Source organism: Protofrankia sp. Cas3 (genome assembly GCF_963555955.1).
GTDB lineage: Bacteria > Actinomycetota > Actinomycetes > Frankiales > Frankiaceae > Protofrankia.
Genome location: NZ_CAUVXP010000002.1, coordinates 1 through 23,189 on the forward strand (window position 1 = coordinate 1; position 23,189 = coordinate 23,189).

General features: G+C 65.6%; 14 protein-coding genes and 1 pseudogene. 1 reads left to right on the forward strand and 14 read right to left on the reverse strand.

What is annotated here, in order from left to right; translation table 11 throughout:
- A pseudogene (locus U9983_RS00520) lies at positions 1-578 on the reverse strand (hypothetical protein); the annotation flags it as partial.
- A 1,405-nt stretch (positions 579-1,983) separates the two neighbouring features.
- On the opposite strand from U9983_RS00520, the gene U9983_RS00525 reads away from it, so the two are divergent.
- Entirely contained in the window at positions 1,984-3,096 is a 1,113-nt protein-coding gene (locus U9983_RS00525) for a hypothetical protein (RefSeq protein WP_322752131.1), read from the forward strand.
- Positions 3,097-3,123: 27 nt separating this feature from the next.
- Here the strand turns inward: U9983_RS00525 and U9983_RS00530 are convergent, their stop codons facing one another.
- The 13 genes from U9983_RS00530 to ppk2 form a co-directional block, all read right to left on the reverse strand.
- Positions 3,124-3,579, reverse strand: a complete 456-nt coding sequence (locus U9983_RS00530) for a hypothetical protein (RefSeq protein ID WP_322750670.1) — start codon at positions 3,577-3,579, stop codon at positions 3,124-3,126.
- Positions 3,580-3,652: 73 nt separating this feature from the next.
- The gene (locus U9983_RS00535; protein ID WP_322752132.1) at positions 3,653-4,747 is read right to left on the reverse strand and encodes a hypothetical protein; all 1,095 of its coding nucleotides are present in this window, start codon (positions 4,745-4,747) and stop codon (positions 3,653-3,655) included.
- Between the two features lie 4 nt (positions 4,748-4,751).
- Entirely contained in the window at positions 4,752-6,356 is a 1,605-nt protein-coding gene (locus U9983_RS00540; RefSeq protein WP_322752133.1) for an AAA family ATPase, read from the reverse strand.
- A gap of 3 nt (positions 6,357-6,359) precedes the next feature.
- Positions 6,360-9,191 (reverse strand): TIGR03986 family CRISPR-associated RAMP protein, encoded by a 2,832-nt coding sequence (locus U9983_RS00545; protein WP_322752134.1) that lies wholly within the window; start codon positions 9,189-9,191, stop codon positions 6,360-6,362.
- A complete protein-coding gene (csx19, locus tag U9983_RS00550; RefSeq protein WP_322752135.1) occupies positions 9,188-9,880 on the reverse strand; it encodes a CRISPR-associated protein Csx19 in 693 nt (230 codons plus the stop codon). The genes U9983_RS00545 and csx19 overlap by 4 nt, the downstream gene beginning before the upstream one ends.
- Positions 9,877-11,622, reverse strand: coding sequence for an RAMP superfamily CRISPR-associated protein (locus tag U9983_RS00555; protein ID WP_322752136.1), 1,746 nt, complete (start codon positions 11,620-11,622; stop codon positions 9,877-9,879). Before U9983_RS00555 ends, csx19 begins: the two co-directional genes overlap by 4 nt.
- A complete protein-coding gene (locus tag U9983_RS00560) occupies positions 11,619-14,150 on the reverse strand; it encodes an RAMP superfamily CRISPR-associated protein (RefSeq protein WP_322752137.1) in 2,532 nt (843 codons plus the stop codon). Before U9983_RS00560 ends, U9983_RS00555 begins: the two co-directional genes overlap by 4 nt.
- On the reverse strand, positions 14,147-16,021 hold the full coding sequence (locus tag U9983_RS00565; protein WP_322752138.1) for a Cas10/Cmr2 second palm domain-containing protein: 1,875 nt from the start codon (positions 16,019-16,021) through the stop codon (positions 14,147-14,149). Before U9983_RS00565 ends, U9983_RS00560 begins: the two co-directional genes overlap by 4 nt.
- A gap of 62 nt (positions 16,022-16,083) precedes the next feature.
- Positions 16,084-17,076, reverse strand: coding sequence for a hypothetical protein (locus tag U9983_RS00570; protein WP_322752139.1), 993 nt, complete (start codon positions 17,074-17,076; stop codon positions 16,084-16,086).
- Between the two features lie 73 nt (positions 17,077-17,149).
- Positions 17,150-19,135, reverse strand: coding sequence for a hypothetical protein (locus tag U9983_RS00575; protein ID WP_322752140.1), 1,986 nt, complete (start codon positions 19,133-19,135; stop codon positions 17,150-17,152).
- 692 nt (positions 19,136-19,827) lie between these two features.
- Complete coding sequence (hisS, locus tag U9983_RS00580) at positions 19,828-21,147, reverse strand: histidine--tRNA ligase (protein ID WP_322752141.1); 1,320 nt, start codon at positions 21,145-21,147, stop codon at positions 19,828-19,830.
- Positions 21,148-21,549: 402 nt separating this feature from the next.
- Entirely contained in the window at positions 21,550-22,200 is a 651-nt protein-coding gene (locus tag U9983_RS00585) for a nucleoside monophosphate kinase (RefSeq protein ID WP_322750323.1), read from the reverse strand.
- 67 nt (positions 22,201-22,267) lie between these two features.
- A complete protein-coding gene (ppk2, locus tag U9983_RS00590; RefSeq protein WP_322752142.1) occupies positions 22,268-23,116 on the reverse strand; it encodes a polyphosphate kinase 2 in 849 nt (282 codons plus the stop codon).
- Between the last annotated feature and the right edge of the window lie 73 nt (positions 23,117-23,189).

Genomic DNA, 23,189 nt, shown 5'->3' on the forward strand with positions numbered 1-23,189 from the left:
TCAAGGTGATCGTCGATCGCGTCGTCGAGGTCAGCGGGGAGCGGGGTGTCCGGCGCCCAGGTCCGCCACCGTGCAGCGAGGGTTCCGAAGACCCGTTCGGGATCGGGCAGGACGCGCTGGCGCCGCGCGCCGTCCCCGCGACCCGTTGCGAAGCTGACCGGGGTGACCAGCCCGAACGCCCAGGATGTGGCCGGTGGCGCGGCGGCGAGCAGATCCGCGTAGGTTTCGGCCTCGACCAGAGCAACCGACTGCGTGGCGTAGTCGGTGGAACCGAAACGCCACCTGTCAGGGGCACTCAGCGCGGCGAGCATCGACCCGACGATCGCGTCGAGCAGCACGCCGACCTCGAAGCGGACGTGCTCGGACGTTCTGGCCGGGGTTCGCTGGCGCTCGTCGAGGAGCGGCGTGACGGCGAACGGGCGGGATGGCGAACCCTCGTGAAGGTATGCGCTGGCCTCGGGTGACAGCCCATCGCGGACGGCGGCCAGGATGGCGGCGTTCACCGCCGGGCCCGTATGCGGCGGCGGCAGCGCCCCCGCGGATGCCGGACTGATGGTCACGATAATGCGAGCGGGCACAAGCCGCCTCCTGTCTGCTGGTGGGCGGACATCACGGTAGGACCCGTCGCCCGGCCGTCGGCATGAAGGGCCGCCGTCGCGGGCTCCCATGCGCTGACGCGGATTCTCCTTGACTACTGACGGACGGATGGCCGCCGAGGCCGGCATGCTCAGGCCGTGGGCTTCGGAGACGTCCCTCGGCCTGACTGCGATCGTGGAGTAGGTGATTTCCGTCGCCATAACGACCAAAATGACCTAACGCTTCGGCTCGAATCGGTCCGGGGTAGGTGGAGAAGGCTGCTATAGCCGCGCTTGCGACCTACCGCGTGCGGCGTTCAGCCCTTCAGACGCCTGGTGTCCCGGGGAGGGCGCGACCTCGTCGATGCCGCGCAGATCCTTTTACCTGCCAGGGACCACTGCCACAGCTCGCAGATACCTGTGCGCGCCCGCGGGCTCTGCTGCTGCCGGTGCTGCTGCCGGTGCTGCTGCCGGTGCTTGGCCAGCTGCGGGTGTGGGTGCGGTGACAGTCGACCGACCGGTCCCGGCCAGGGTCGAGGCCAGCAGCAAGCCCACGACCAGCGCCAGGACCCGTCGCAGGGCCGCAGCGCCGACCGACCTGGAAAGGTCGCAACCTGTCAACACCCGCATCAGATACCTCTCATGGTCTTACCGGAGACGGCCAGCTGGCAGCCGGCCCGCGTCACATAGGTGCGTCAGAATTCCTCGACCGCGAAGTGCCGGACGCAGAGCGACGACACCGACACACCGTTGCGGGGTCCGCTCATATGGCAGACAGATAGCAACGCCCTACTGGCAAAGGCTACGCAGCTCGCCCATCAGTGGGAGTCGTTCGTCAGCACGGAGTGCAAAACGACAGGCGCTGGGCATGCCACGGATTAGGCCGGAGCTGTCAGCTTCACCGACCGGCCCTTTGGATGCGGGCCTGGTGGGACCCCATTGGTTGATAGACAAAGAAGCCCGTGCATGCCAACCCCCCGTACGTGTTCCCGGAGCGTAGCCCACCCCGCTCACCCTGCTGAGTGCGCCCTCCCCGCCAGCCGTGCGGGCTGCCGCCACTCCCCACCGACTGGCGGTCCCGGCCTGAAAAGGTTACCGATACGTACGGTAGCGGCCTGTGGGAGTGGGCTCGGGTACCCCCATGCTGGCTTTGCCGCGGCGTCCCCTATTCTGACCTGTTCTCCATCGTGAGGATCACAGGGGGATAGGTGAAGATCGAAATTGGGAGCCCGAAGGGCGGGCCGGCAGCTAGCCAGCCCAGCTCGGGTGTCACCCGACCGCCGACCAGGATCATTGCGATCTCGGTCTCCTGTGAAGCGCCCAGAAGATCTGGGTGCTGTGACGTCTATACGGCGTCGTTGCGTTGCTGTCCCACCCGGGGTTCGGCATGCCCTTCACAGGAGGACCGATGCTTCCGCTGACCATCGCCGACATCGCAAGCGAGAACGACGACATCGCATTTTCGGCTTTTGTGGAGTTTGTCGGCCCGGCGTTGTGGACGCGGGTTGTCAGCGGCGTTCGCCGTGCCAAGCCCGGTACCTGCGCCTGCCGGCCCGAGCGCCCGCCGCTGTTCAACGTCACCGATACCCTCACCGAGTCGTTGTGCGAGCGTTGCATGAATCTGTGGACGGATCGGCTGATGAACGGTTTTCGGGTGTTGCGCCAGGCACTCGCCGGCAGCGTGCCGACGATTGGCGCGGGTTCTAACGCGGGCGAGGAGATCCACGAATGGCGGATCGTCCGTGACCACATCGTCGCGCCGGAGGCCGAGCTGGAGGACGTGTCCGTCTTCGGTGTCCTGCTGCGTGACTTCACGCCCCGCGACGAGACCCCGGCTGAGCTGGACTGGCTGCGCAAGGCATGGGCGCAGCTCGTCAACTACCCGACGTCCGGGCGGATCGTGCCGACGGTGCGGCGGGAATCGGCTGACGAGCGCGGTCTGCCGACCCGTCCGGAGGTGGCGATCTCCACGGCGGCATGGGCGGCACCGCTGCGCGTCGATCCGGTCGACCGGGACATCCTCATCGTGTTTCTGCTCGGAATTCGCGATGAGATCACCGACCCGTTTTCGCTGCCGTCCATGGAACTGAAGTTCGGGCTCACCGCGCGTGAGGTTAGCGAGCGGCTCGAGGGCTCCCTGGCGTTACTGCGCCGGTGCAATCGCGATTTCTACGAGCGGGCCGTGGCAGTGCCGCTCGCGGAGACCGCGCCGGATGGAATCGCCGGTGGGCACGCACCCTCGCCTGAGGACATCTGTGCGGCGGCGGCAGAGACGAGTGTTCCGCGGAACGCGATTCTCGCCGAGCTCGAGGTCAACCTGGTGACGAAAAGGTTGCTGCAAGCAATCGCCGACATCGCCCATGGCGGGAAGGTCGACGTTGGGGTGCTTGCCCGGCGGCTGCTGCGCCTCGACGAGGAACGTGCCGGCGGTGAGGTCGACCGCCTCGCGCGCCTTGTCGCCGGGGCCGGCGTCGAATGGGTCGACGTCCTGCTGCACGACCTCGACGGGCTGCCCGCGTGATGCCGGCGACCGTCATGCCGGCGACCGTTACGCGGGCAGCGCGGCCCATGCCTCCAGCAGATCCGCGAGGTCATGGGCCTGCACCGCGGACAGCACCACGTTTCGTGTGGCGGGGTGGGATGCGATCTCGATGCGGATCCCGTCGTCCACCGTCGTGGTCTGGACCGATCGGGGCGCGTCCGACGTCCCCGGGGCCGGCGGCGGGTCGGTGATCTTTCTGCGGCTGGCTATCCGCAGTAGGTCGAGCCGTTCGAACACGGCCGTTCCTTGGGTGCGCAACAGGGCTGCGATCTGGGCGCCGACCGTGTGGTCGGGTCCATCGGTCCAGGTCAACCGCAGTGGGGGGGCGCCGCCGTCGTCGAGCTCCAGGACCGCCCGCGCCCCGGCCAGGCGCAGCGTGGCAGGCCCGAAACTGCCCTGCAGGTGCCGGGATGCGGACGGGACGCCGGCCAGCGCCGCCAACAGACTCGCGCTTGTCGCCATCCGGCATCCCTCCCTTCGGGCTACGTCCATGACACCACGATCACCCACCTGCTGCTCGCGTCGTAGCGGCAGGTCAGTTCATTGAATCGACGCCGGTCGAGCCGTTTTTTGCTTTCTGCTCTGATCTTGCTGATGTAATTTCTACCTCAATCTTGCCATTTCTAGTTACAGCGCAACCGTTATAGAATGCTGCTTTTGATGCGCGCTTTTCTTCGGAGGTTATCTTGGTATAGGCGCTGTGTCGAGCATCCTTTACACAATAGGTGAAGCGCACATCGGTCTTCTGCGGCGCATACAGTACTTCGCAGCCCGAACTGATCTCAATAACCCGGTCATCGAACCGGATATGGCGATCATGCTTTCCCTCGGCGCCCCACCGTTTCTTTGTCAGCCAGCGGATCGTGATGCTCTCGAGATTAGAGTCGCCGTCAAGGTAGTTATCAGCGAGTGCCTCGTGCAATTCTCGGAGCAGTTGAATAGGATCACCCTCATTTGGAGGGTTACGCTTCGGAATCATGGTAATGATTTCAAGTTCCCGTTGACCGTGGTTGCTGCGGTGATCCTTGAGGAGTCGCCAGAACCATTGTAGGTCATCATGATCGAGTACGTGACCTACAAACTTATCCATGATTACAGTTCGCGAGGATTCTTTTAGGAATGGTTCAATGTAGTCTCGCCTCACCGTATTCTGATCTAGTTCCTGATATTCATATCGATAGTTGCCTATTCCGACAAGACTATCGAGGGGACTCGGCACTCCCGTAATATCGCAGCGAGTAACACTTACTCCATAATGCTCGAGCGAAAGTGTATCTTTCATGGAGAAAATATGCTGAGCCGCATCGAATTCAACGAGCAGTACCGCCAGATCGTCGTTCCTGGAGGCGAGATCGCTCGTTGACGTAATTTTCCACCACGGAACATCCTTGCCGGGGATCTTCTCGGTGACAGTCGATTTGTTCAGAATCTTTTCCCAGTATGGCAATACTGGCTGGGATTCTACGATCTTCGTGAAGTCGTTCTTACTCGTGCAACTATCGAAGGTAACACGCCCATGACGAAGGAGCAGGTCGGTGACATTGGCGTGACAGCGCTTCGCTCCACCTGGATCCTTGGTAAAAAAGCTTTCCGAGAATAATCCCCTGTGCACTCCGACATTGACGAGCATCTTATCAACCCTCCGGTCCGTCGAGGGCGTCACGCCTCGAGTCGTAAAATGAAAGCGGAAGGCCGGGGTCAAGATTTCCGTCGCGTCGCCATTCTTGATCAAAAATTTCGAGCTCGCCATATTCGTTTCTGTCGATAAAGACGACTCCGACATGGTCAGGTTCGATCCGTTTGTTGATCACCGCCTCTTGTAGGCGGAGAAGTATATTCTCGCTATGGGTCTCGATAATAATTTGATGTCGGCTGGATTCCGTCGGGCGTCGTAGCGCTGCTTCGAGGAAAAGTTCCCCCATGTCGGTCTGAAGTGCAGGGTGTAGATGAGTCTCTGGTTGTTGAATCAGCACTATACCCGGCTCGGATCGGCAACATTCTACTACGATGGGCAGAGCATGAACAATTCCAAATCCAACGTCGGCCACATTGAGATCGTTTCCCCGTTGATCGCGTAGGGCCAAGGAGCCATAGCCGGCGTGGCGGTAAAATTCTGTCTCAACGGAGGGCGAGTATGACGTCAAAGTTATTTGGTAGGGGATTCCGAGTCGTTCGAGGGCATCATTGCTTGCGTTGCGTATTCCTTGGCCTTCATCCGAGGCCAAGAATTCTGCGAGGCGCTCTCCACTGGAGCCGACGCCTTCGACATGTCCGCCTAGCGGAACCGGTATATCTGGCGGTGCTATTCTGCTGGGGCCGAGGTGACGTACTGCATTCAATGCGGAAACAGTCGCATTATTCCAACTATTGGCAACAATTTCCGATGCCTGTGCCGTTCTCCATGCCGCTGTCGATCTTAGCCAATTGAGATCTTCTGGCTTCGGTTCGGGGCCGCCAATATGGCCTCGTGTCAGGTGAACAATCGACCCCGATGGCAGGCGGAATCCCGCAATTCCTCCAACCTGAAGGCCATTTATCCTAACCAGCGGAATGAAGTGTTCCGGGATGGTGGAATGGGTGATCTTTTCGGTCGAGCCGTTGCCTTCGGTTAGTGAGAACTTTGCAGCGCATTCTTCATTTACGATGTCGAGGTATTCTTGAAGATTCTCTTCAATGGGTTCAAGAATTTCTTCATTTTCGAACTGGCTTCCAAGAGAAAGAGATGGTCTACGAAGGAGGACGGTTCGATCGCCGTCGCGGAGCTCGCAGTAGGCGACCCGTGGTACTGAAGTATGGTCGGCTTGGAAGCCGTAGACGGCCGCGCCGCTCACGATTACGTCGGACCCTGTCAAGAGGTCATAATCGACGCCAATCCAGAGAGTCCGACCGTCGATATCGTGATTGTATATTGCGTCCCTGAAGGAGCCAAGCTTGACGAGAGGTCCGGTCAGAAGGAGGGGGTTTTCGGAGGATTTTTGCGGCTCTGTTTCGAGTGATTGTTTGAGTGCGAGCAGGGCTTGAAGCAGTGTTGACTTTCCGGCGGAATTTGCGCCGTATAGCAATGTGAGTGGCGCGAGCGATACCGTGTACGGTAGATCATCGATCATCCCGTAGGATTTGAAGTTACCGATATGGACGGCTGTTAGGACGGCTCGCTTGACGCCAAAGCGACTTGCCGATCCAAGATTTGTTTCGAGTGGTAGGTTTTCGGATTGAAAATTACCTGGATCTACTGACATTGACTACCGGTCCTTTTCGGGGTGGATGGGCAGGTGGCCGGCGCCGAGGTCGGGCAGGCTCACGCCGCGGTTGTCGCGGACGCGGCCACCCTGCTGCTGCTCGTTCTGGACGAACCACTCGAACGAGCGGCCCCGGGGGTCGGGCGGCACCGGGACGTCGACCCGTAGGCCGTTCGGCCGCACCCGCGGATAGTGCACGGGCACCGAGGCGTCACCGGTTGCCGCGGCGAGAAATGCCTTGATGTGCGGGACCTTCTCGAACTGGTCCCCGGGGGAGACCGCTTTCTTGAATGCGTCGACGCTGGCCCGGGCCTGCGCCGGATAACCGTCTTCCGGGCGCTGCTCCGGCCCGAGCGACCGGTAGTACTGCGTCCACGACTCGCCGGTGCGAAGGTCCGTCCGGGCGGGGTCGAGGGTGAGCCGGACGCTGCCGAAACCCAGCGGCTTGCCCAGGCCCAGCCGGTGGAACCGGGCTGCTTCCCCACGGCTTCCGCTGGTCCCGCTGTCGTCGCCGCCGTTTTTGCCGAGGTCGAGCAGCCACAGCAGCGCGCCCAGTTCGACATCGGTGATGTTGCGGACGTCGATGGTGAACGTGAACGTGGTCCCGGGGCGGACCCAGCCGTTCACGGACCGGTTCTGGTCGTCGCGGTTCTCGTCGTTAACCCCGCCCGAGTGCTGCGTGACGAAGGCGGTTCCGTCACTGTTCAACGGGTTCGCCTTGGGGTCCGAAGGCACGTTCCGTGGCCGGCGGTATTCCTGGTAACGCCCGCCGTCCAGTTTCTGGGTGCGATCGGTCGTCGGATTCTTCCAGTATCCCTCGGGTAGGCCGGCGTGATGCGGGTAGACCTTGCGCCCGCGCAGCATCTGCGCGGCGGAGTCGAACCAGGCCGCCTTGGGCAGTCCGGCCCGCAGCGGCACGGGCTGGCCTGCCTGGTTGGTTCCCAGGTAGAAGCGGCCCTGGCCGGGCTTGGGCTGACCGAGGATCGCCAGCGGCAATCCACGGCCCTCGAAGCGTTCCACGGCCGAATTCCACGACTGGTCGCAGCGGACCGGTCCGATCCGCAGGCTGCCCCGCCAGGCACCGGCAGGGTCAGCCTCGTCGCGGGCGGCCCGGTTGTCGGCCTCTGCCCGCACTTCGGTCCGGACCCAGCCGAACACCCGATCCGCCGGGGACAGTTCGCTGATCGAGTCCGCGGGCAGCAGCGAGCGATCGAGCAGGTCGATCGGCGCAACGCTGAACAACTCTCGTGCGATCGTCACCGGATACAGACTGTCGATCTCACCGCGGGCGTCCAGCCGGACGTAGAGCAGATCGCCGTCCTTAAGTGCGTCCGGCTTCGCACCGTCCGGCAGAAGCAGATGACGACTTGAGACCTTTTTCTCCAGATTTTCTGGGTCCGGGTCCTTCAGCTCACCGGGCCGGTGCGCGTTCTTGTAACCGTGGATGATGTCGTGCCAGATACGCCGCAAACCTTTATTCAGTTCGAACGTCTCCCGCAGGTCGTCGTCGGCGTCGTAGAAGAAGACCCGTTCATCGTGTTTGCGGTCGATGTTCCGGTTCGTCACGCACACCCAGCCGTCGACGACCTTCTCCGGGCCGATCGGCTCATACCATGACGCCCCGTTCTGGCGGGACGTCCGCAGCGGCGCCTGAGGTGGTTTCTGGCCGGGTTCGGCAAGTGAACGCACCCACCACAGCTGGAAGTCTGGTGTATGCGTGGCCGAGCGGCGGTCCCACCGGTGATGCTGGACGAGCTGGATGCGTGCCCGCACCTCCGCGCCGTGCTCCGGCCGTGCGCCGTCCGGCATCACGATGTTGAAATCGCTCTGGTCGGAGCGGACGTGTTTCGACCCCTCCGGTGTCCAGTAGGCCGGCAGCCAGGCCGCATGCATGGGCGAACCGTGCCGGCCCTGGTGGCCCGCGGGTGTCGTCCCGGGCAGCAGCTCGATCTTGGCGTCGACGCCGTCGCCGACGACTCGCGCCGGGATGGACGTGAGCCCGTCGCGGGCCGCCATCCGGTAGCCCAGCCGGGAGTCGTGACCGGTGAAGACACCGAAGCGGGAGTTCGTCACCGCCTCGTAGGCGCTGCGCAGCATGCCCTTCACGGCCGTCGGCGGCAGATGCGGGCGATTCTCCGCTCTTTTCTTGCCGTCCTGACCGTCAATAACAGTCACGGAGCGTTTCAGGACGTCGTAGGTTGCATGGCCGTCGTTGTCGGGGGCGACGCCGGCGGTGTCCAGGATCAGCAGCGGCGTGGCGACGGTGATGGTGACGCCGATCGTGCCCGACCAGCGGTTCGCCCGGAGCCGATCGTGGCCGGGCAGGCGCTCGCGATCCGTCGGGTCGTGGCCCACGTCACCCAGAGGGGTCTGGTTCGACACGTCACGTTGCGGTGCCGGGACGAACCCGTAGGGGTTGATGAACGCGTTCAGCGGATCCGGAGCGCGGTACGGCGGAGCCGACTGGCGCTCGGCGGTGGTCGCCTGTCGGGCGGACCGCGCCGGTGCCATGTGCCGCGGCGGCTGGCGGGACGCGGTTCGCGCGGGCGTTTGGGTGGACCGCGCAGCTTCCGGCGGGGTGGTCGTCGCGGCGCCCGGGGGCGGGGTTTGCGCTGTAGGCGCGGTGCCCTTGTCGCGGATGCGCTTGGCCCGTCCACCGGCCCAGTCGAACTCGACGGACCGGCCGGCGAGGTCGTCATCGCTCAACCCGGTCAGCGTCTCGTCCAGGAATCGGCGTTCGAAGCGCCGCTCTCCCGCGCCGTCCTCATTGATGACGATCTTGCGGGCGCCGTCAGTGGTCGTCTTCCATGCGATCGTGCCGAAACGGCTGCTCATCTTCTCGCCTCCGCGTGAGGTCGGGACCGGATACCGGCGTTGGTGGCGTTGGTGGCGTCTGACTGTTTGGGCAGCGCGACGAACAGCTCGACGAGACGCTCCTCGGCGACCCCGGCGTTGCCGTGCTCAGGCTCGGTGGTGACGTACTCGACGGTGCGCAGGTAGACGCATTCGTCCGGCCGGGGCACCCGCGGTAGCGGCACGTCGAGCGCGCCGATCCGGGCCTCGGCCAGCCGGACCCACTGCGGCCCGCTGCCACCGGCATCGGCATCGGCATCGTCGCCCGCGGGCAGCGGCCGGCCCCACAGCAGGTACTTGTTCTCGATCGTCTCGACGGGGTCCAGCGGATCGAGGCGCTTGGCGAGCCCTGCGCACAGGTCGGGGGACTCCGCCACGATGACCGCCGTACCGACGCCGTTGCCCGTGTGCAGCCAGCGCAGCTCGGCGTCCCGGTTGAAGATCCGCGCTTCGAACACGGCCGCGGACCCGGCGGCGGGAAGCTCGACCGTCTTCTCGGAGTCGGTGAGCCGGCCGCCGGACAGCCGGGCCACGGTGTACCGCTTCGGACTCGCCAGCAGCGCCACCGCGTCACCGAGATCGGCACCCAAGCCGGTAAGGCGGATCGCGTCCGCCAGCGTGACTTCCTCGGACGTGGCGGAGTAGAGGGTCCTGCTCGTGTCGGTGGTCATGCTCGGCTCCCGTCCACCTGGTTGCGGTCGAGCTGGTCGTGATCGAGCTGGTCGTGATCGAGGTAGTCTCGCCAGCTCTGGGCGCATTCGGCGACGGCGGGTTCCGCGAGCAGCTCGTCAAGATCCTTGTAGGTTTTCGTGGACGCCGGAAAGCCGTTGATTTTGATTGATTCCACGGTGATGTCGCCGTGGCCGCGGTTGACGCCGTGCCCGAGTCGCACCCGCCCGGCTTTCAGATCCCGAAGGACGAACAGCAGCAGCGCAAGGGCGGGCTGGGCCAGGCCGTCCTGATCGAACTGGCGCAACCGTCGCAGGTCAACGGTCAGTTTCAGCTGGTGCCACCCGACGTGATGCGGTTCCAGCGTGCTGAACAGGCGTTTGTCGGCGGCGCCACCCGTCCACCTGTCGATCGCGACGTGCTCGGCCTCATCCATCCCGAGCTGTTTGAGCCCCTTGCGGACGGGTTCTTCGACGCGGGCACGGCTCTTCTCCGACGATCGCAGCGGTCGCAGCGGCTGGTTCGCCGGCGCCTCCGTCAGGCCCTCGACGTGTGCCCCGTTCAGCGCGCGCCATAGCTTGCCGGAGATCGGCCGAGTCGAGTAACAGTCGTCGGCACCGAGCGCTCCGACTCCCCAGTGCGGCGCGCCGTCATCGGTATCCGGCTTATCCGGCTTGCCGGCGGAGCCGAACAGGGCGTTGACGGCGGCGAGCTGGTCGAGTTGTGCCCGGAACCGCGCCGATCTCGCAGGTCCGGCCTGCGCTTCTAGCGGATGGGGGGCGTCGACCCCGCGGGCGGTCCGCTCAATGCTCTCCGCGTGCGATCGCAGTGCACCCTTGATCGAACTTCCGGGTAGGACGAGCGCGAACTGATCGCTACCCTCGACCCCGCTGACCAGGGGAAGCGCGTTGATCGCGAAGCCGTCCACCCCGCTGCGTACCATCACCGGCGAGGCCGGGTGCCAGGTGATCTCCACCCTGAGCAGATCGGCGTCCGGGTCGGTGCCACCGAGGTTCTTCGGGGTGAGCGGGCTGGTCGCGGGTGCCGTCACCAGACCGAGCGCGTCGAGAATCCCGTCCAGGCTGTCGAACCGCTGTTCGACGATCTCTGGTTTTCCGGCCAGGACGACCGACCCGAGACCGCGGGTCCGGGCCGCACCGAGCCGGATACCGCGGCCCGCCAGTGCGAGCAGCAGCGTGCCGAGCATCGCCGTCGCCGGGTCGGCGTCCCGGTTCGGTTCGCCGGATTCGAGGTCGATCTCAAGGCGCAGGTAGGTGCCGCAGGGGATCACTGCCCGGCCGTAGAGGAAGCCGTGTGCGACCGTTCCCGACACCCGGTCGATGCCGATGCCCGACCGGGCCTCGACCCGCGACCGCGGCAACGGCGTACCCGGATCGGTGTCGGCGGTGACCAGGCTGTCATGGATGATGATCCGGCTCGCCGACCCGGCGTCGGAGGAGTTCTGCGGGACACTGCCCCAGATTCCGTCGAGGATCGCCTCGTCGGTGACCGACCGTGCGGCGAAGGCACGCAGCGCTCCCGCGAGGCTCGTGCCCGGCACGTACAGACGGGACTGTCCGTCGACCGCCAATGCCAGGTCGACGGACGGGTCGCCGCCGAGCCCGCCGACGTGCAGTGGGGTCTCCAGCCGCAGCCAGCCGCGCACCCGCAGGCGCCGCACCATCGGCCGCCCGGCCCGTGCCGCTGCGACCCGAACCGGTGTGTCCACGCTTGGCAGGCTCATCTCGTCACGTCCCCAACGGTCTCGGCAGTGGTCTCGGCATGGTTGGTCAGCGCCCGGCGGTGTGCGGTCAGGCAGTTCGTGACCAGCGTGCGGACGGCTTCGGCCCACAGCTCGGTGTTGGCGCGCAACCGGTCGGCTCCACCGTCGGTGAGAATCAGGTCGGCCGCCACGCTCGCGTTGTGTTCCGGGCCGAGACGCAGATGCGACCACACCGTGGACCGGTCCGTCAGCAGCTTGTCGATCTGCTTACGGACATCTGGGGGCCAGCGATCGCCGCTGGCCAGCCGGTTCAGCCAGTAGCGGATCTCGCCTTCTTCTTCCAGCCGGGTCAGGACGTCGCGCAGCCGGCCGAGTTGGGTCGGATTCACGTCGCCGTCCGTGCGACCGGTCGCGAATCCGAGGACCTTGGCGCGCCCGTTCCCGGTGGCGGCGACGGCGACCGCCTCCCGCTGGATGTGCGCCCGCCACGCCTCCAGCTCGATCACCTGCGCCATCGCGTAGGCGGCTTCGTCCCTGGGCGGGACGAACGGCATCGCGGACCTGGCATCGGGGTCGTCGGATCGCCCCATGCCGTCGTCGAGGCGGCCGGGCCGCATCACCAGCAGCGGGTCGTCGACGGCGATCTGGCCGAACCCCTCGGCGGTGCGTTCACCGATCCCGCCGGCCTGCACGGCGGCCAGTTTCTCCGGGGACGGCTGCTGGTCGGCGGTGAAGGTCAGGACGCTGCCCGCGGCAAGCCCCAGCAGGGTCGGGCGTGGGCGGCACCACGAGCGCTGCCACGATTCGGCCCGCCGGGTCGCGGTCACCCGCCGCAGCAGGCCATCCGGGCCATCCGACGTGTTCGCTGCGAGGGTGAGTGGCACGCCCAGTGCGGCACCGAGTTGCTCCGCGAACACGACGGGGTCGGTGGACGGGCGCAGCCGCTGGTCGCGGATCAGGACGTCCGACAGTAGCCATACGGTGATCGTTGGTTTGTCGTCCAGCCCGGACCGCACCCCTGATGACGCCGGTAGCTGTTTCGGCGGACCGTCGACGGTCACGCTGACCTGCCCGTAGTCGTCCTTTGCGGACCGGCCGAGCGCCCAGGCACCCGCCAGCGCCGTGTCCGCGCCCCGAGGTAGCAGCCCGGCGCGTACCCGGACCTGCGCCCGCAGTACGGACCCGGCCGCAAGCGCCTGGTAGGTGTAGAGGCCGACCAGCGCGGAGGTGGGTCGCTGCCGGGCATCGTCGATGACGTTGTGCGTGTGGATCGTCCGTTCCGGCCGGCGGACGTTCACCGTGACCGCGTCCGTGACCGCGTCCGCGTCGTCCGTCGCGGGTGTCGCGCCGACGTAGTTGTCCTTGTAGGGCTTGGCCGCGGCACCGGGTTCCCGCGGATCGTCGACCAACCGGTTCACGGCCGCGTCGGTGTCCTCCTTCGGGTGGAACCAGGTCCGCGGCAGCGGCCGGCCCGGCGCACCGTCCACCTCGACGGTCGCGTTCGTGACAACGAGGTCGCCGGCACGGGCCAGCCCGGCCGGATCCCAGCCCGGCAGCTCCCTCAGCCGCGACAGGAGGGCGGGCAGCAGCAGCGACCCGGGTACGAAGGTCAGCGACCGGACGGCGTTGCCGACCGTGCGGTCCTGGACGACCAGCGGTGTGTCGAGGTGCAGCCGCAACTCGATGACATCCCAACCGGTCTCGCCAGGACGCTCGGGGTCAGCCGAGGTCGCCGCTTCCGCGAGGGCCGGCGGAATGGATGGGGCGACGCCGTTGCGGGCCCGCAGCCAGCTGACCAGGCTGTCGAGTGTCGGTAGCGGCGAGTCGCCCGGGTCGGGGGCGGCTGCCTCGGTCACCTCCAGGCGGCAGCGGCCGGCGCCCCGCCGACGCTTACCGCCGATGGACTCGACCAGGCGCGCGCCGAGCAGCAGCACCGCCGCGGCGGCTCGGCGGCCGTCGTCATCAAACCCCGTACCCGCGCCTGCATCTGACCAGCCGGCCAGCGTCGCGGTCGCGGTGAGCTGTACTCCGGAGCGTGCCATCTGCTCGAAGCGGAGGAACGCGTCCGCGGCCCGTCCGGTGCGCGGATCGATCTTCACTCCGGGTCGGACGAAGGTGGTCGCGTCGCGCAGCGGGCGCCGCGCGGTCGGCTGTAGCGCGGCGGCGAGCGCGTCCGGATAGCGTGCCGGGCGCACCGACACGGCCGCCGGGCGTGGCGCCTGCTGTGCGGGTTGGGCGGCGTCGGTCAGGACCGGCTGGCTGCCGAAGAGGAAGTCGACCCAGGCATGCCATCCGCCGGCTGCTGCGCCGGCTGGGTCGGTCGAGCCGTCGAGCGCGGCGATGACCAGCTCACAGGCGTCCCGCCAGACCCCGGTGAGGGTCTTGCCGGGCACGAACGGCAGGCCGTCGTGGTCGGTATTGATCACTTTGTCGACTCCGCCGGGGACACCAAGGCCGGTGCCACAGTGCCAGTCGCTGTCCAGGTGCAGGGTCAGCGTCAGGGCAAGGCCGTCCACCGGGGCCTTGCGGGTCCGCGTCGTGGTCGTCATACCGATGCTCCCGTTGCCGGTGCTCCCGTTGCACGTGCTCCCGTTGCTGCTGGATCGCCCATGAGCTGGACCGCGTTCATCGCGTCGAGCAGTCCGGTGACGGGCGGCTCGTCGGCGCTGATCCGCCAGAACAGCGAGGCCGTGTCGGGATTCGTGGTTTCGCCGTCCGGGGTGTCGGGCGCGGCGAACAGCGTGAGCCCCCGGTCCTGGTAATGGCGCAGGAGCTGGCGGAACCGGCCGTCGGCCGCATCCCGCCCGGCGAACAACGTCTCCCGCAGGTCGTGTATCTGGCTGGTCGGCAGCTTTCGTTCCCCGGACTCCTGCGCGCCGTCGACACCGCCGTCGAGTTCGTCGACGGTGTCGATCAGCGCCGCGGCCCGCCGGACGAGGTCGTCCCAGTGACGGCCCTGCGTCCACGGTTCACGCATGTCACGGGTGACGACGTAGGGCTGCGCGTACAGCAGGGCACGCAGTTTCCGTCGCTTTTTGCGGTCAGGCTCGGCGGCGAGGTCGGCGGCGCCGGGCGGGACCTGCATGCGTTCCCGTAGATGCTCCGGGTCGCTGCCCCCGCTGTCATACTGGACGTGGAACGAGAACGCGGACGCCCGTGGCCGTGCCTGGCCCGAGGACCGCGGTGCGTAGCGCTTGACGGTCTTCTTCGCCTCCTTGGTCAGTTCCTCGGCCAGGTCGTAGGCGGCGGAGAACGGGAAGTGCGGCTTGACGACGGCCACCCCGGCGCACGCGGTGAGCCCGCCACCGGTGAGCCCGCCGCCGGTGAGCCCGCCGCCCAGAAGTGCATGTGCGCGGGTCACCTCCTCGAAGGCGGTGAGATACGCCTCGGTGAAGGCCAGCGCAATGGAGCCGGCACAGATCACCGTGAGGTCGTCGCCACCGAGTACAAGCGGCAGGACGGGCATGGCGCCGGCCACGTCATGCCCTGGGGGGAGAACCCGTTCGCAGTGCTCGAGCGCCTTTGTGAACGCGGCGACGGTGCATTCCTGGACCGCCGCCGAGAACGGGCCGAGGGCATCGGCGTAGCGGTCGTTGGGCGTCTTCCGGTCAGCGTCGCCGGCGGCTGAACCCTGCGCCGGCTGGCCGTCAGCCGACGTACCTTCGGGTCTGTTGCCGAGATCCGTGATCAGCTGGCCGAGGCTGTTGCCGTCCGCGTGGATGACGGCGACCCAGTCAGGGACGTCCTCCAGATGGTCGGCAACCGCCTCCAGCGCCTTGTTGGAGATTCCGGCGTAACGCGCGAGCCGGGTGAAGCCGGCATCCTGGGCGGCGCGCTTGGCCCGGCTGGGACGCGACCGGGGCTGGCGTGATCGCGGACCATCACCGTCGACCACCACGTCGTAGGCGGGTAGACCGCTGGCAGCGCACTCGTCCACGATCGGAATGCGCAGGAACCGGCTCATCGGGCCGGCACGGCCGCTCTTGACCAGGGGCAGCAGGTGGTGTGCCTCGCGGCACCGCCTGGCCAGCATGCTGATGGGCCGTTGCCCCTCTTCTTCGTGGACGGCGTCCCAGTCGAAGCACTCTCCGACGACACCGCAGACGTCCAGACCCGGGGCCGCCCGCAGTGCCCGTGCGGTGACCAGGCTCACCAGGGCTGTCCCCTGCTCCCGGTCGCAGACGACGATCTTGGCACCGCCGGCCGCGTTCACCAGCAGCTGCGCCGGTCGGCCGTCGCTGATTCGCCAGGTCGCGCTGTCGAAGTCGGTGAACTCCACAGCCAGCGCGTCGTCCACCCACTGGCGGAGTCCGTCGATGAGCTCGGACGCGCCGACGTTTTCCCGCCGTTTGGTGGTGTCGAAGATGAATCCCTGGTTTCCCGACGTCTCGATGAGGACGACGTGGCAGGTAACGCCCATCCGATATCCTTTCTGTTCCCCCGAAGCAGGACGTGAACGCTAGCCAGGTCAGTGGTTCGTGCTCACACCCACCCCTGACGGACGACGGCCTCGACGACCGCGAAGACCTCGTCCGGGGTGAGCGCGCTGCGCGAACCGTCAGGATGGCGGGGGGCGCCGCCCACCGAGCTGCCGCCGCCCCAGCCGGGTTCGCGGGCGGCCAGGGCGGCGAGGATCGTCCCGGGATCGCTCGGCGGACCGACCGGGAAACGGTCGACGAGGTCGCTGCGCCGTCCGACCGTGTAGGCGATCGAGGAGTCCGGTAGCCGCTGCCAGAGCACCGCGCGGGTGTGCCCGGCGGTGTAGACCGGGTCGAATCCGTCGCCGGCGCTCGTGGCCATCACCCAGCCGGTACCGCTGTGGGTGACGGTGAAGGTCGGCTCCCCTCGGGTCGGCACGGCACGCTGCGGGTTCTCTCCGGGCACGCGGGTGATCAGCCTGGTGATGGCTGTGACGCAGCCGGCGAGCGCCCCGGCGGGGTCGCCTACCGGGGCATGGCGGCGCGGTAGCGGGACGGCGGCGGCGAACTCGGCGAGCAGAGCGGGATCCGCCACCGGGTAGGCGGGGCCGTGGGCGTCCCGGCTGCCGATGGTCTCCACCAGCGCCCGGGTGCGCGGCGCGTGCGCGGAGTCGGGCGCGACCCATTCGGGATGGGCCAGCAGCGCGACGGCGAGGGCGGTGTCGGCGTCGATGTCGTTGACGTAGACGGTGTAGGAGCTGGGGTCGAGCCCGAGCAGCAGCGCGTCCAGCACCTGCCGGCAGGTCGCCGAGGTCACCAGCCGCACGCAGTTGCCATGGTGGTCGAAGCTCAGCCGGCGTCCGTCGAGATCGAGCTGCGGACCCTGCACCAGCCCGTCCAGCGCGATGCTGTACCGGGGCAGATCCGCCAGGCTCACGACCCGCCCCGGGCTCACAACCACCCGCAGCCCGTCAATTGTCACGGCGTGCCCGCTGTGCTGGCTGGTCGTCTCACCGTTCGTCCCGCTGGCGGTCTCACTGGCCGTGCCGCTGCTCATCGTCTACCGCCTTCTGATCAGACGCCGTCCCCCTGACGGCCGCCAACCTCACCGCTGACGGACGGCGCCGGCCTCACGGCGCCACCCCCGCCACGGCGGCTTCCACATCTTGAAGAAGTTTGTCGTACGCAGCCCGCAGCCGTGACCGGTCGTCGCACTCTGGGTCCAACTCGTTCTGTACGGCGGACAGCAGGCTGACCGTATCCAGGTATTTTCGAGGATTATTGGCCTGGACCTGAACAAGTGCCTTATCAAATGGGACGACCGCTCCGTGTGTGGTTCCGCTCTTATTACGGAGACTGTATGCCGTGCGACATGCCCGATTGGATGGATGGTTCCATTGCCGTCCTTTCGCGCCATCCGGCTTGGGCATCAACAGGTCGGCCAGTGCGGTGGCCAAGTGTACCGCATGCCATTGATCGACGATGTGGTTGCTGTCGGGCCCGCGCTGGGGTTCGGCCAGTACTTTCGCAATCTCGATGCGGCGGGCAGTCTCGGCTCCGGGCTTTTCATGGGGAGGGCATTTTTGAAGCATTGCGTCACGAAGAATATCCGCTCGCTTCGCGAGTTCCGCAAGTCTGGTTCCCGCCCGGCGGAGAGCCTCGGCCGCAGCAGTGAATTCAAGATCCAATAGATGTGCGACAGCGACTGAGGCCAGGATTGTGGTGTATCCGGGAAAAGCTGCGACCTGGTCGTCGAAAAGATCTATTTCGGTGCCACCGTGGCCGTCCGGTCGCATGCCGCCGATATAAAGTGGGCAACCGGCTTCTGCCGCCAGGTCGGTGGCGGCGAGCAGTGTGCCGGCATTCATTGAATTAGTGCCCGGACCGGCCAGTACAATTATTGCCTCCAGATTGTAAACTCCCTCTATCCGACGGAATTCGTCGGCCAGGGTGCCACGTATTGCCGAGGTGTTCGACGGTACCCTGATTGCCGCTGCGCCACTTTCGAGTTGATGATCATCGGTGCTGTGCGGTGGTTTCTGAAGAAGCTGAGCGGACTCCCGGCCCATCTCGATCGTGTCGTCACTGCAGATCAGGCGAGTATGTATGGCCAGTAGTTCGTTCTGATCCGCAGCGGCTTTCGTCGGTTCGATGAGCTCGGTTATTCGCAGCCGTAGCTTCGGATTCCGAATCGCTTCAACAAATGGTCGTCTGCCGTCGGGGGAAACCTCGTTGAGACCGACGCAGTAGGCGACGATTACCTCGCCCGAGGCAGCGGACGACCAGCGGGTCAGGTCACATGGCCCGGTAAGTAGCGGATGTCCACGGCGAGGATCCCGGGCGTCGGCCGTACGAGCGTCTTGTGCAGCATTCACCAGATAGGTTCGCGTGGGTGGTCGCAGATCATGGGCGGATCCACTCGCTATCTTGTTGATGTAGGCCCGATCCAGAACAAACTTTTTGGCTGGCGTACGAGGTACACGCGGTTCCCGTAGCTTGCCCAACAAATCGCCGAGAGTACCCGTCTGCGCGGGATCGCGCCCATCGGTGGCCCGTTTGTCGCGTAGCTGTTCATACTGAGTGGCAACCCAGGCACGACCTACCATGACGGCCTTCACCTCGCGTCTGACGAGTCGATCGAAGAAGGCGTTTTCGATGGCCACTGTCTCGGTCGGGGCCAAAGGGCCGTTGGGATCGATCCCGAGCCTCTGGGCGTAGGTAGAAAATCGTGACAAGTCAAGCCGCTGCCGTGCGTCCAAAAGTCGGAAGACGTCGCGCTGGCGTTTATCATCTGTCAGCAGAGCGAGGCCGCTGAACAAACGTCGGCGCATCAACCACGGCTTCGGATCGCCTACCACCGGTAGATCGAGAGCATCGCCTTCTTCGGGTTGTACCGGACGGACGACTACCGCTTGCCCGGAGGCGAGCGCGGCCAGGAGTAAACCCACGACGAGGCCTGTTGAGCCGGAGCCGATGCCCAGTACGATTTCGCGCTGTGATTTCGCGGTGGCCAGCCAGTCGTGTAGCGCAATTCGACCGGCCGGCAGTGTAGGAGCGGTAATCGGTAGAATCTCGACCTGCTCCTTTGTTAAGATTGGACCATAGATCTGTGGCAAGAATTCCGTGGTCGAATATACGAGATCACCGAGTGGTTTGGTGTCGGCTGAATTTACTCGGGGTCGCTGATCGGTAACTGCCAGAAGTATTCGGTCCGTCTCGCGCATTCCATCGAGTAGAATTTGTAGCGGGACTTTTCTGTACTGCCGCTGAAGATCCCGGGCCGGTGTCAGAAGAATAGCGCGGACCGTCTCCATATCCCTCTGGGTGACTGCCTCGGTCAGCCGATTCAACTGAACCGGAAAGGTTGGTTCCCCAGGTTCGGGGGATTTTCCCCGAGGGGGTGTGTAGACGCCGAGATCGGCTGCTCCCAATGCGTGTACGAATAGCCTCGACATGACGTCCCTTCCGCAGAGCCTGGTGATTGAAGCCAGTAATATGGCTGTGTCACTCTTTGGTTTTAAGATGCGGATTTCATTGCCGGGAAGGCAGCAGGAATCTCACCCGCGGCCTACCTGGGGTCAGGGGCGGTGCCAGGTTGGTATGCGGCGAAGGCGGGGCGAGGTGCCGCGGTAAGGGTCGTCCAAGTCGGCCGGATGCTGCGCGTGACCGCCTGCGCGGTAGATGATCGGCGTAAGTTTGTCGGTATGTACGCTTTTCTGACGAATAAGCGTACATACCGACAAACTTACGCCGATCTTGCCGGTGAGCAGCGCCGATCGAACAGGGGATCTGGTGCGGCCTACTCGGGTCAGGGGCGGCGCCAGGTGGCCGGATCGGCGGTGACCTGCTCGCCGCCGGCCATGTCCTTGACCTCGTGCGGCTTGCCGTCCTCGAACGGCGGGAACCAGACGAACGGGACCCCCTTGCGGGAGGCGTAGCGGATCTGCTTCCCCAGCTTGTCGGCCTGGTGGTAGACCTCGACGTTGTAGCCGCGGCTGCGCAGCGCCGCGGCGGTGGCCTGCGCCTGCGCGCGGCGGGCATCACTCGGGATGACGACGAGGATGTCGCTGGGGCAGCTGGGGCCGGTGCTCAGGCGGCCCTCGGCCACGAGTTTGGCGAAGATGCGGGTGAGCCCGATCGACATCCCGATGCCGGGCAGGTGCCGGCGGATGAACGACCCGGCGAGATCTGCGTAGCGGCCACCCGAGCAGATGCTGCCGTAGTCGGGCCAGTCGAGGAACTTTCCCTCGTAGACGGTGCCGGTGTAGTAGTCCAGGCCGCGGGCGATGGATAGGTCCGCCACGACGCTGCCGGCAGGCAGGTCCGACAGTTCGTCCAGGACGAACGAGAGTTCGTCCAGACCCTCGGTGAGCAGGTCGGAGGTGACACCGAGGCGACGGATGTCCGCGGTCACGCCCGCGTCGACGCCACGGATGTGGGCGAGATCCAGACAGGATCTGATCTGTGCGGGTGTCAGCGCGGTCCGCGTGGCGAGCAGCTTCTCGACCCCGGCAGCACCCACTTTGTCAATCTTGTCCGCGATCCGGATGACGCCGAGCGGGTCGTCGATGCCCAGGCCGCTGTAGAAGCCCTGCAGCACCTTCCGATTGTTGATATTGATCGACCAGGCGGGGATGTTCAGGCCGGTCAGGATCTCGTGGATGATCCGGGGAAGCTCGGCGTCGAAGTGCAGCGGAACGTGGTCGACGTTGATGACGTCGATGTCGCACTGGGTGAACTCGCGGTAGCGGCCCTCCTGCGGACGCTCGCCACGCCAGACCCGTTGCATCTGGTAGCGCTTGAGCGGGAAGACCAGGTCGTTGAAGTGTGCGGCGACGTACCGGGCGAACGGCACGGTCAGGTCGAAGTGCAGGCCGAGTCGGGCATCGCCGTCGTCGGCAGCCTCGGCCTGGAGCCGGCGTAGCGTGTAGACCTCCTGTGACGTCTCGCCCTTGGCCAGCAGAACCTCGAGGGCCTCGACGGACGGGGTCTCGACCGAACAGAAGCCGTAGCGTTCGAACCCCTGGCGGATCTCGTCGAGCCAGCGCAGCTCAACCAGCCGGACCTCCGGCAGCCACTCGGGGAACCCGCTGACCTGCGCGGGTCGGACGAGCTGCTCGTCGCTCATCGCGGACGTTTCTCCTCTCGCGGTGCCGCGATCCCGGCGCGGCACGCAGGCCGTACCGTATCCCGCCCATCACGATCGACAGCGTCCCCGGGTCCGAGAGGGCCAAAGGGCGCGCGACGATCGTCAGATCGCGCGCCCGGAGGCCGTAGCCCCCGAGTTCGAGCGTCAACACACCCAGCGCGGTCACTGCCAATCGCGAGTCATGTGGCTACTCTGTGTATCGAAATAGATACAGTACGTGATGCAACGTGTTACTCGCCATAGGGAGGTTCCGTTGATCGGACTGCTTGACTGCAGCGTGTTCTGGACGTTGGTTTTCCGCAATCTGTCGACCGCGGCAAGCCTTATTCTCTGACGAATTGCCGGCCGGCGTCCGTACCGCGGGCGCCGGCTGCCCGCCGCCTACGATGAAGCGATCTTGGGTAGATCAAAGTGTTCGCGGATCTCGGCCTGCACGTCGACGGCCTTATGTCGGGCGTCGACGACCGCCACGTATTCCTTGCGCTGAAAGATCTCCATCACCGGTCGGGTTTTCTCGTGATATTCCCGGAGGCGGACCCCGAGAGCCTCGGGGTTGTCATCCGATCGGGTCAGCAGCTGACCGCCGCAGACGTCACAGGTGTCGGCGACCTGGGGGCGACTGGCGATGAGGTTGTAGTCCAGTCCGCAGCGTGAACACAGCCGTCTGGCGAGCACCCTGCGGTAGACCTCCTCGTCGGGGAGGTCCAGGTAGATCACGCCGTCGATGTCGTAGCTCTCCAGGAAGAACTCGGCCTGCCGGGCGTTGCGCGGGAAGCCGTCGATGACGAAGCCGTAGTTCCAGTCGTGGCTGGCTAGGCGGTCGCGGACGACGGACTCGACGAGATCGTCGCCAACCAGGTGGCCGCTGGCGACGATGCGTCTGACCTGAGCGCCCAGCTTGGTATGGCTCTGCATGTTCCAGCGGAATATGTCACCCACGCTGATGTGGACGAGGTCGAGGTCGTCCGCGAGCATTTTCGCCTGCGTGCCCTTCCCACTGCCCTGCACACCCATGATGACGAACTTGCGCACATCCACCTCCGACTACGGAGAAGTTCCACGGGCGCCGGCCGACTGTGGGCATTCGGCCGGCGCCGGATCAGTCGACGACGTAGCGGCGGGGCACCCAGGTCTGGGTGTCGATCGGCGGACGCATGTAAGCGCGTTCCTGCCGTGCCGGAAGCTGAATGTCCGTCTGCGGGAGGGTCTCATATGAGATCATGGTCAGCAGATGGCTGATGAGATTCAATCGGGCGCTTCGCTTGTCATCGGCGTCCACGACGTACCAGGGCACGTCCCTGAGGTCCGTATAGGCGAACATCTGATCCTTGGCCTCGGCGTAGTCGACCCAGCGGGCACGGGCTTCAAGGTCCATGTTTGACAGTTTCCACCGCTTGTCCGGGTTCTTGATCCGATCACCGAAGCGTCTTTCCTGTTCCTTGTCGCTCAGTGACAGCCAGTACTTCACGAGGATGATGCCCGACCGTACCAGCGCCCGTTCGAGCTGGGGGCAGGTCCGCAGGAAATCCTCGTACTCCTCGTCGGTGCAGAATCCCATGACCCGTTCGATGCCCGCCCGATTGTACCAGCTCCGGTCGAAAAACACTATTTCACCCGCCGCCGGCAGATGTTGGATATATCGTTGAAAATACCACTGTGTCCGTTCGCGTTCGGTTGGCGTGCCGAGAGCGACGACCCGGCAGTGCCGGGCATTGAGTTTCTCAGTGACGCGTTTGATCGTCCCGCCCTTGCCCGCGGTGTCCCGGCCTTCCATGACCACCACGACCCGTAGGCCCCGATGAACGATCCACTCCTGCATCCGCACGAGTTCGGTCTGCAGGCGAACGAGTTCCTTGTCGTAGAATTCCCTCGAACAGCGCCGGGGAGTCACATGTGCCGACAGCGCAGCCTTCGTGGCCGGATCGGTGCTGTTGCTCAGATCCGCCATGGCCCTCTCCGTTCTATCTGGCCCGGCTGTTGCCCGCGGCCACACTGACCAGCCCACACTGACCAGCCCACAC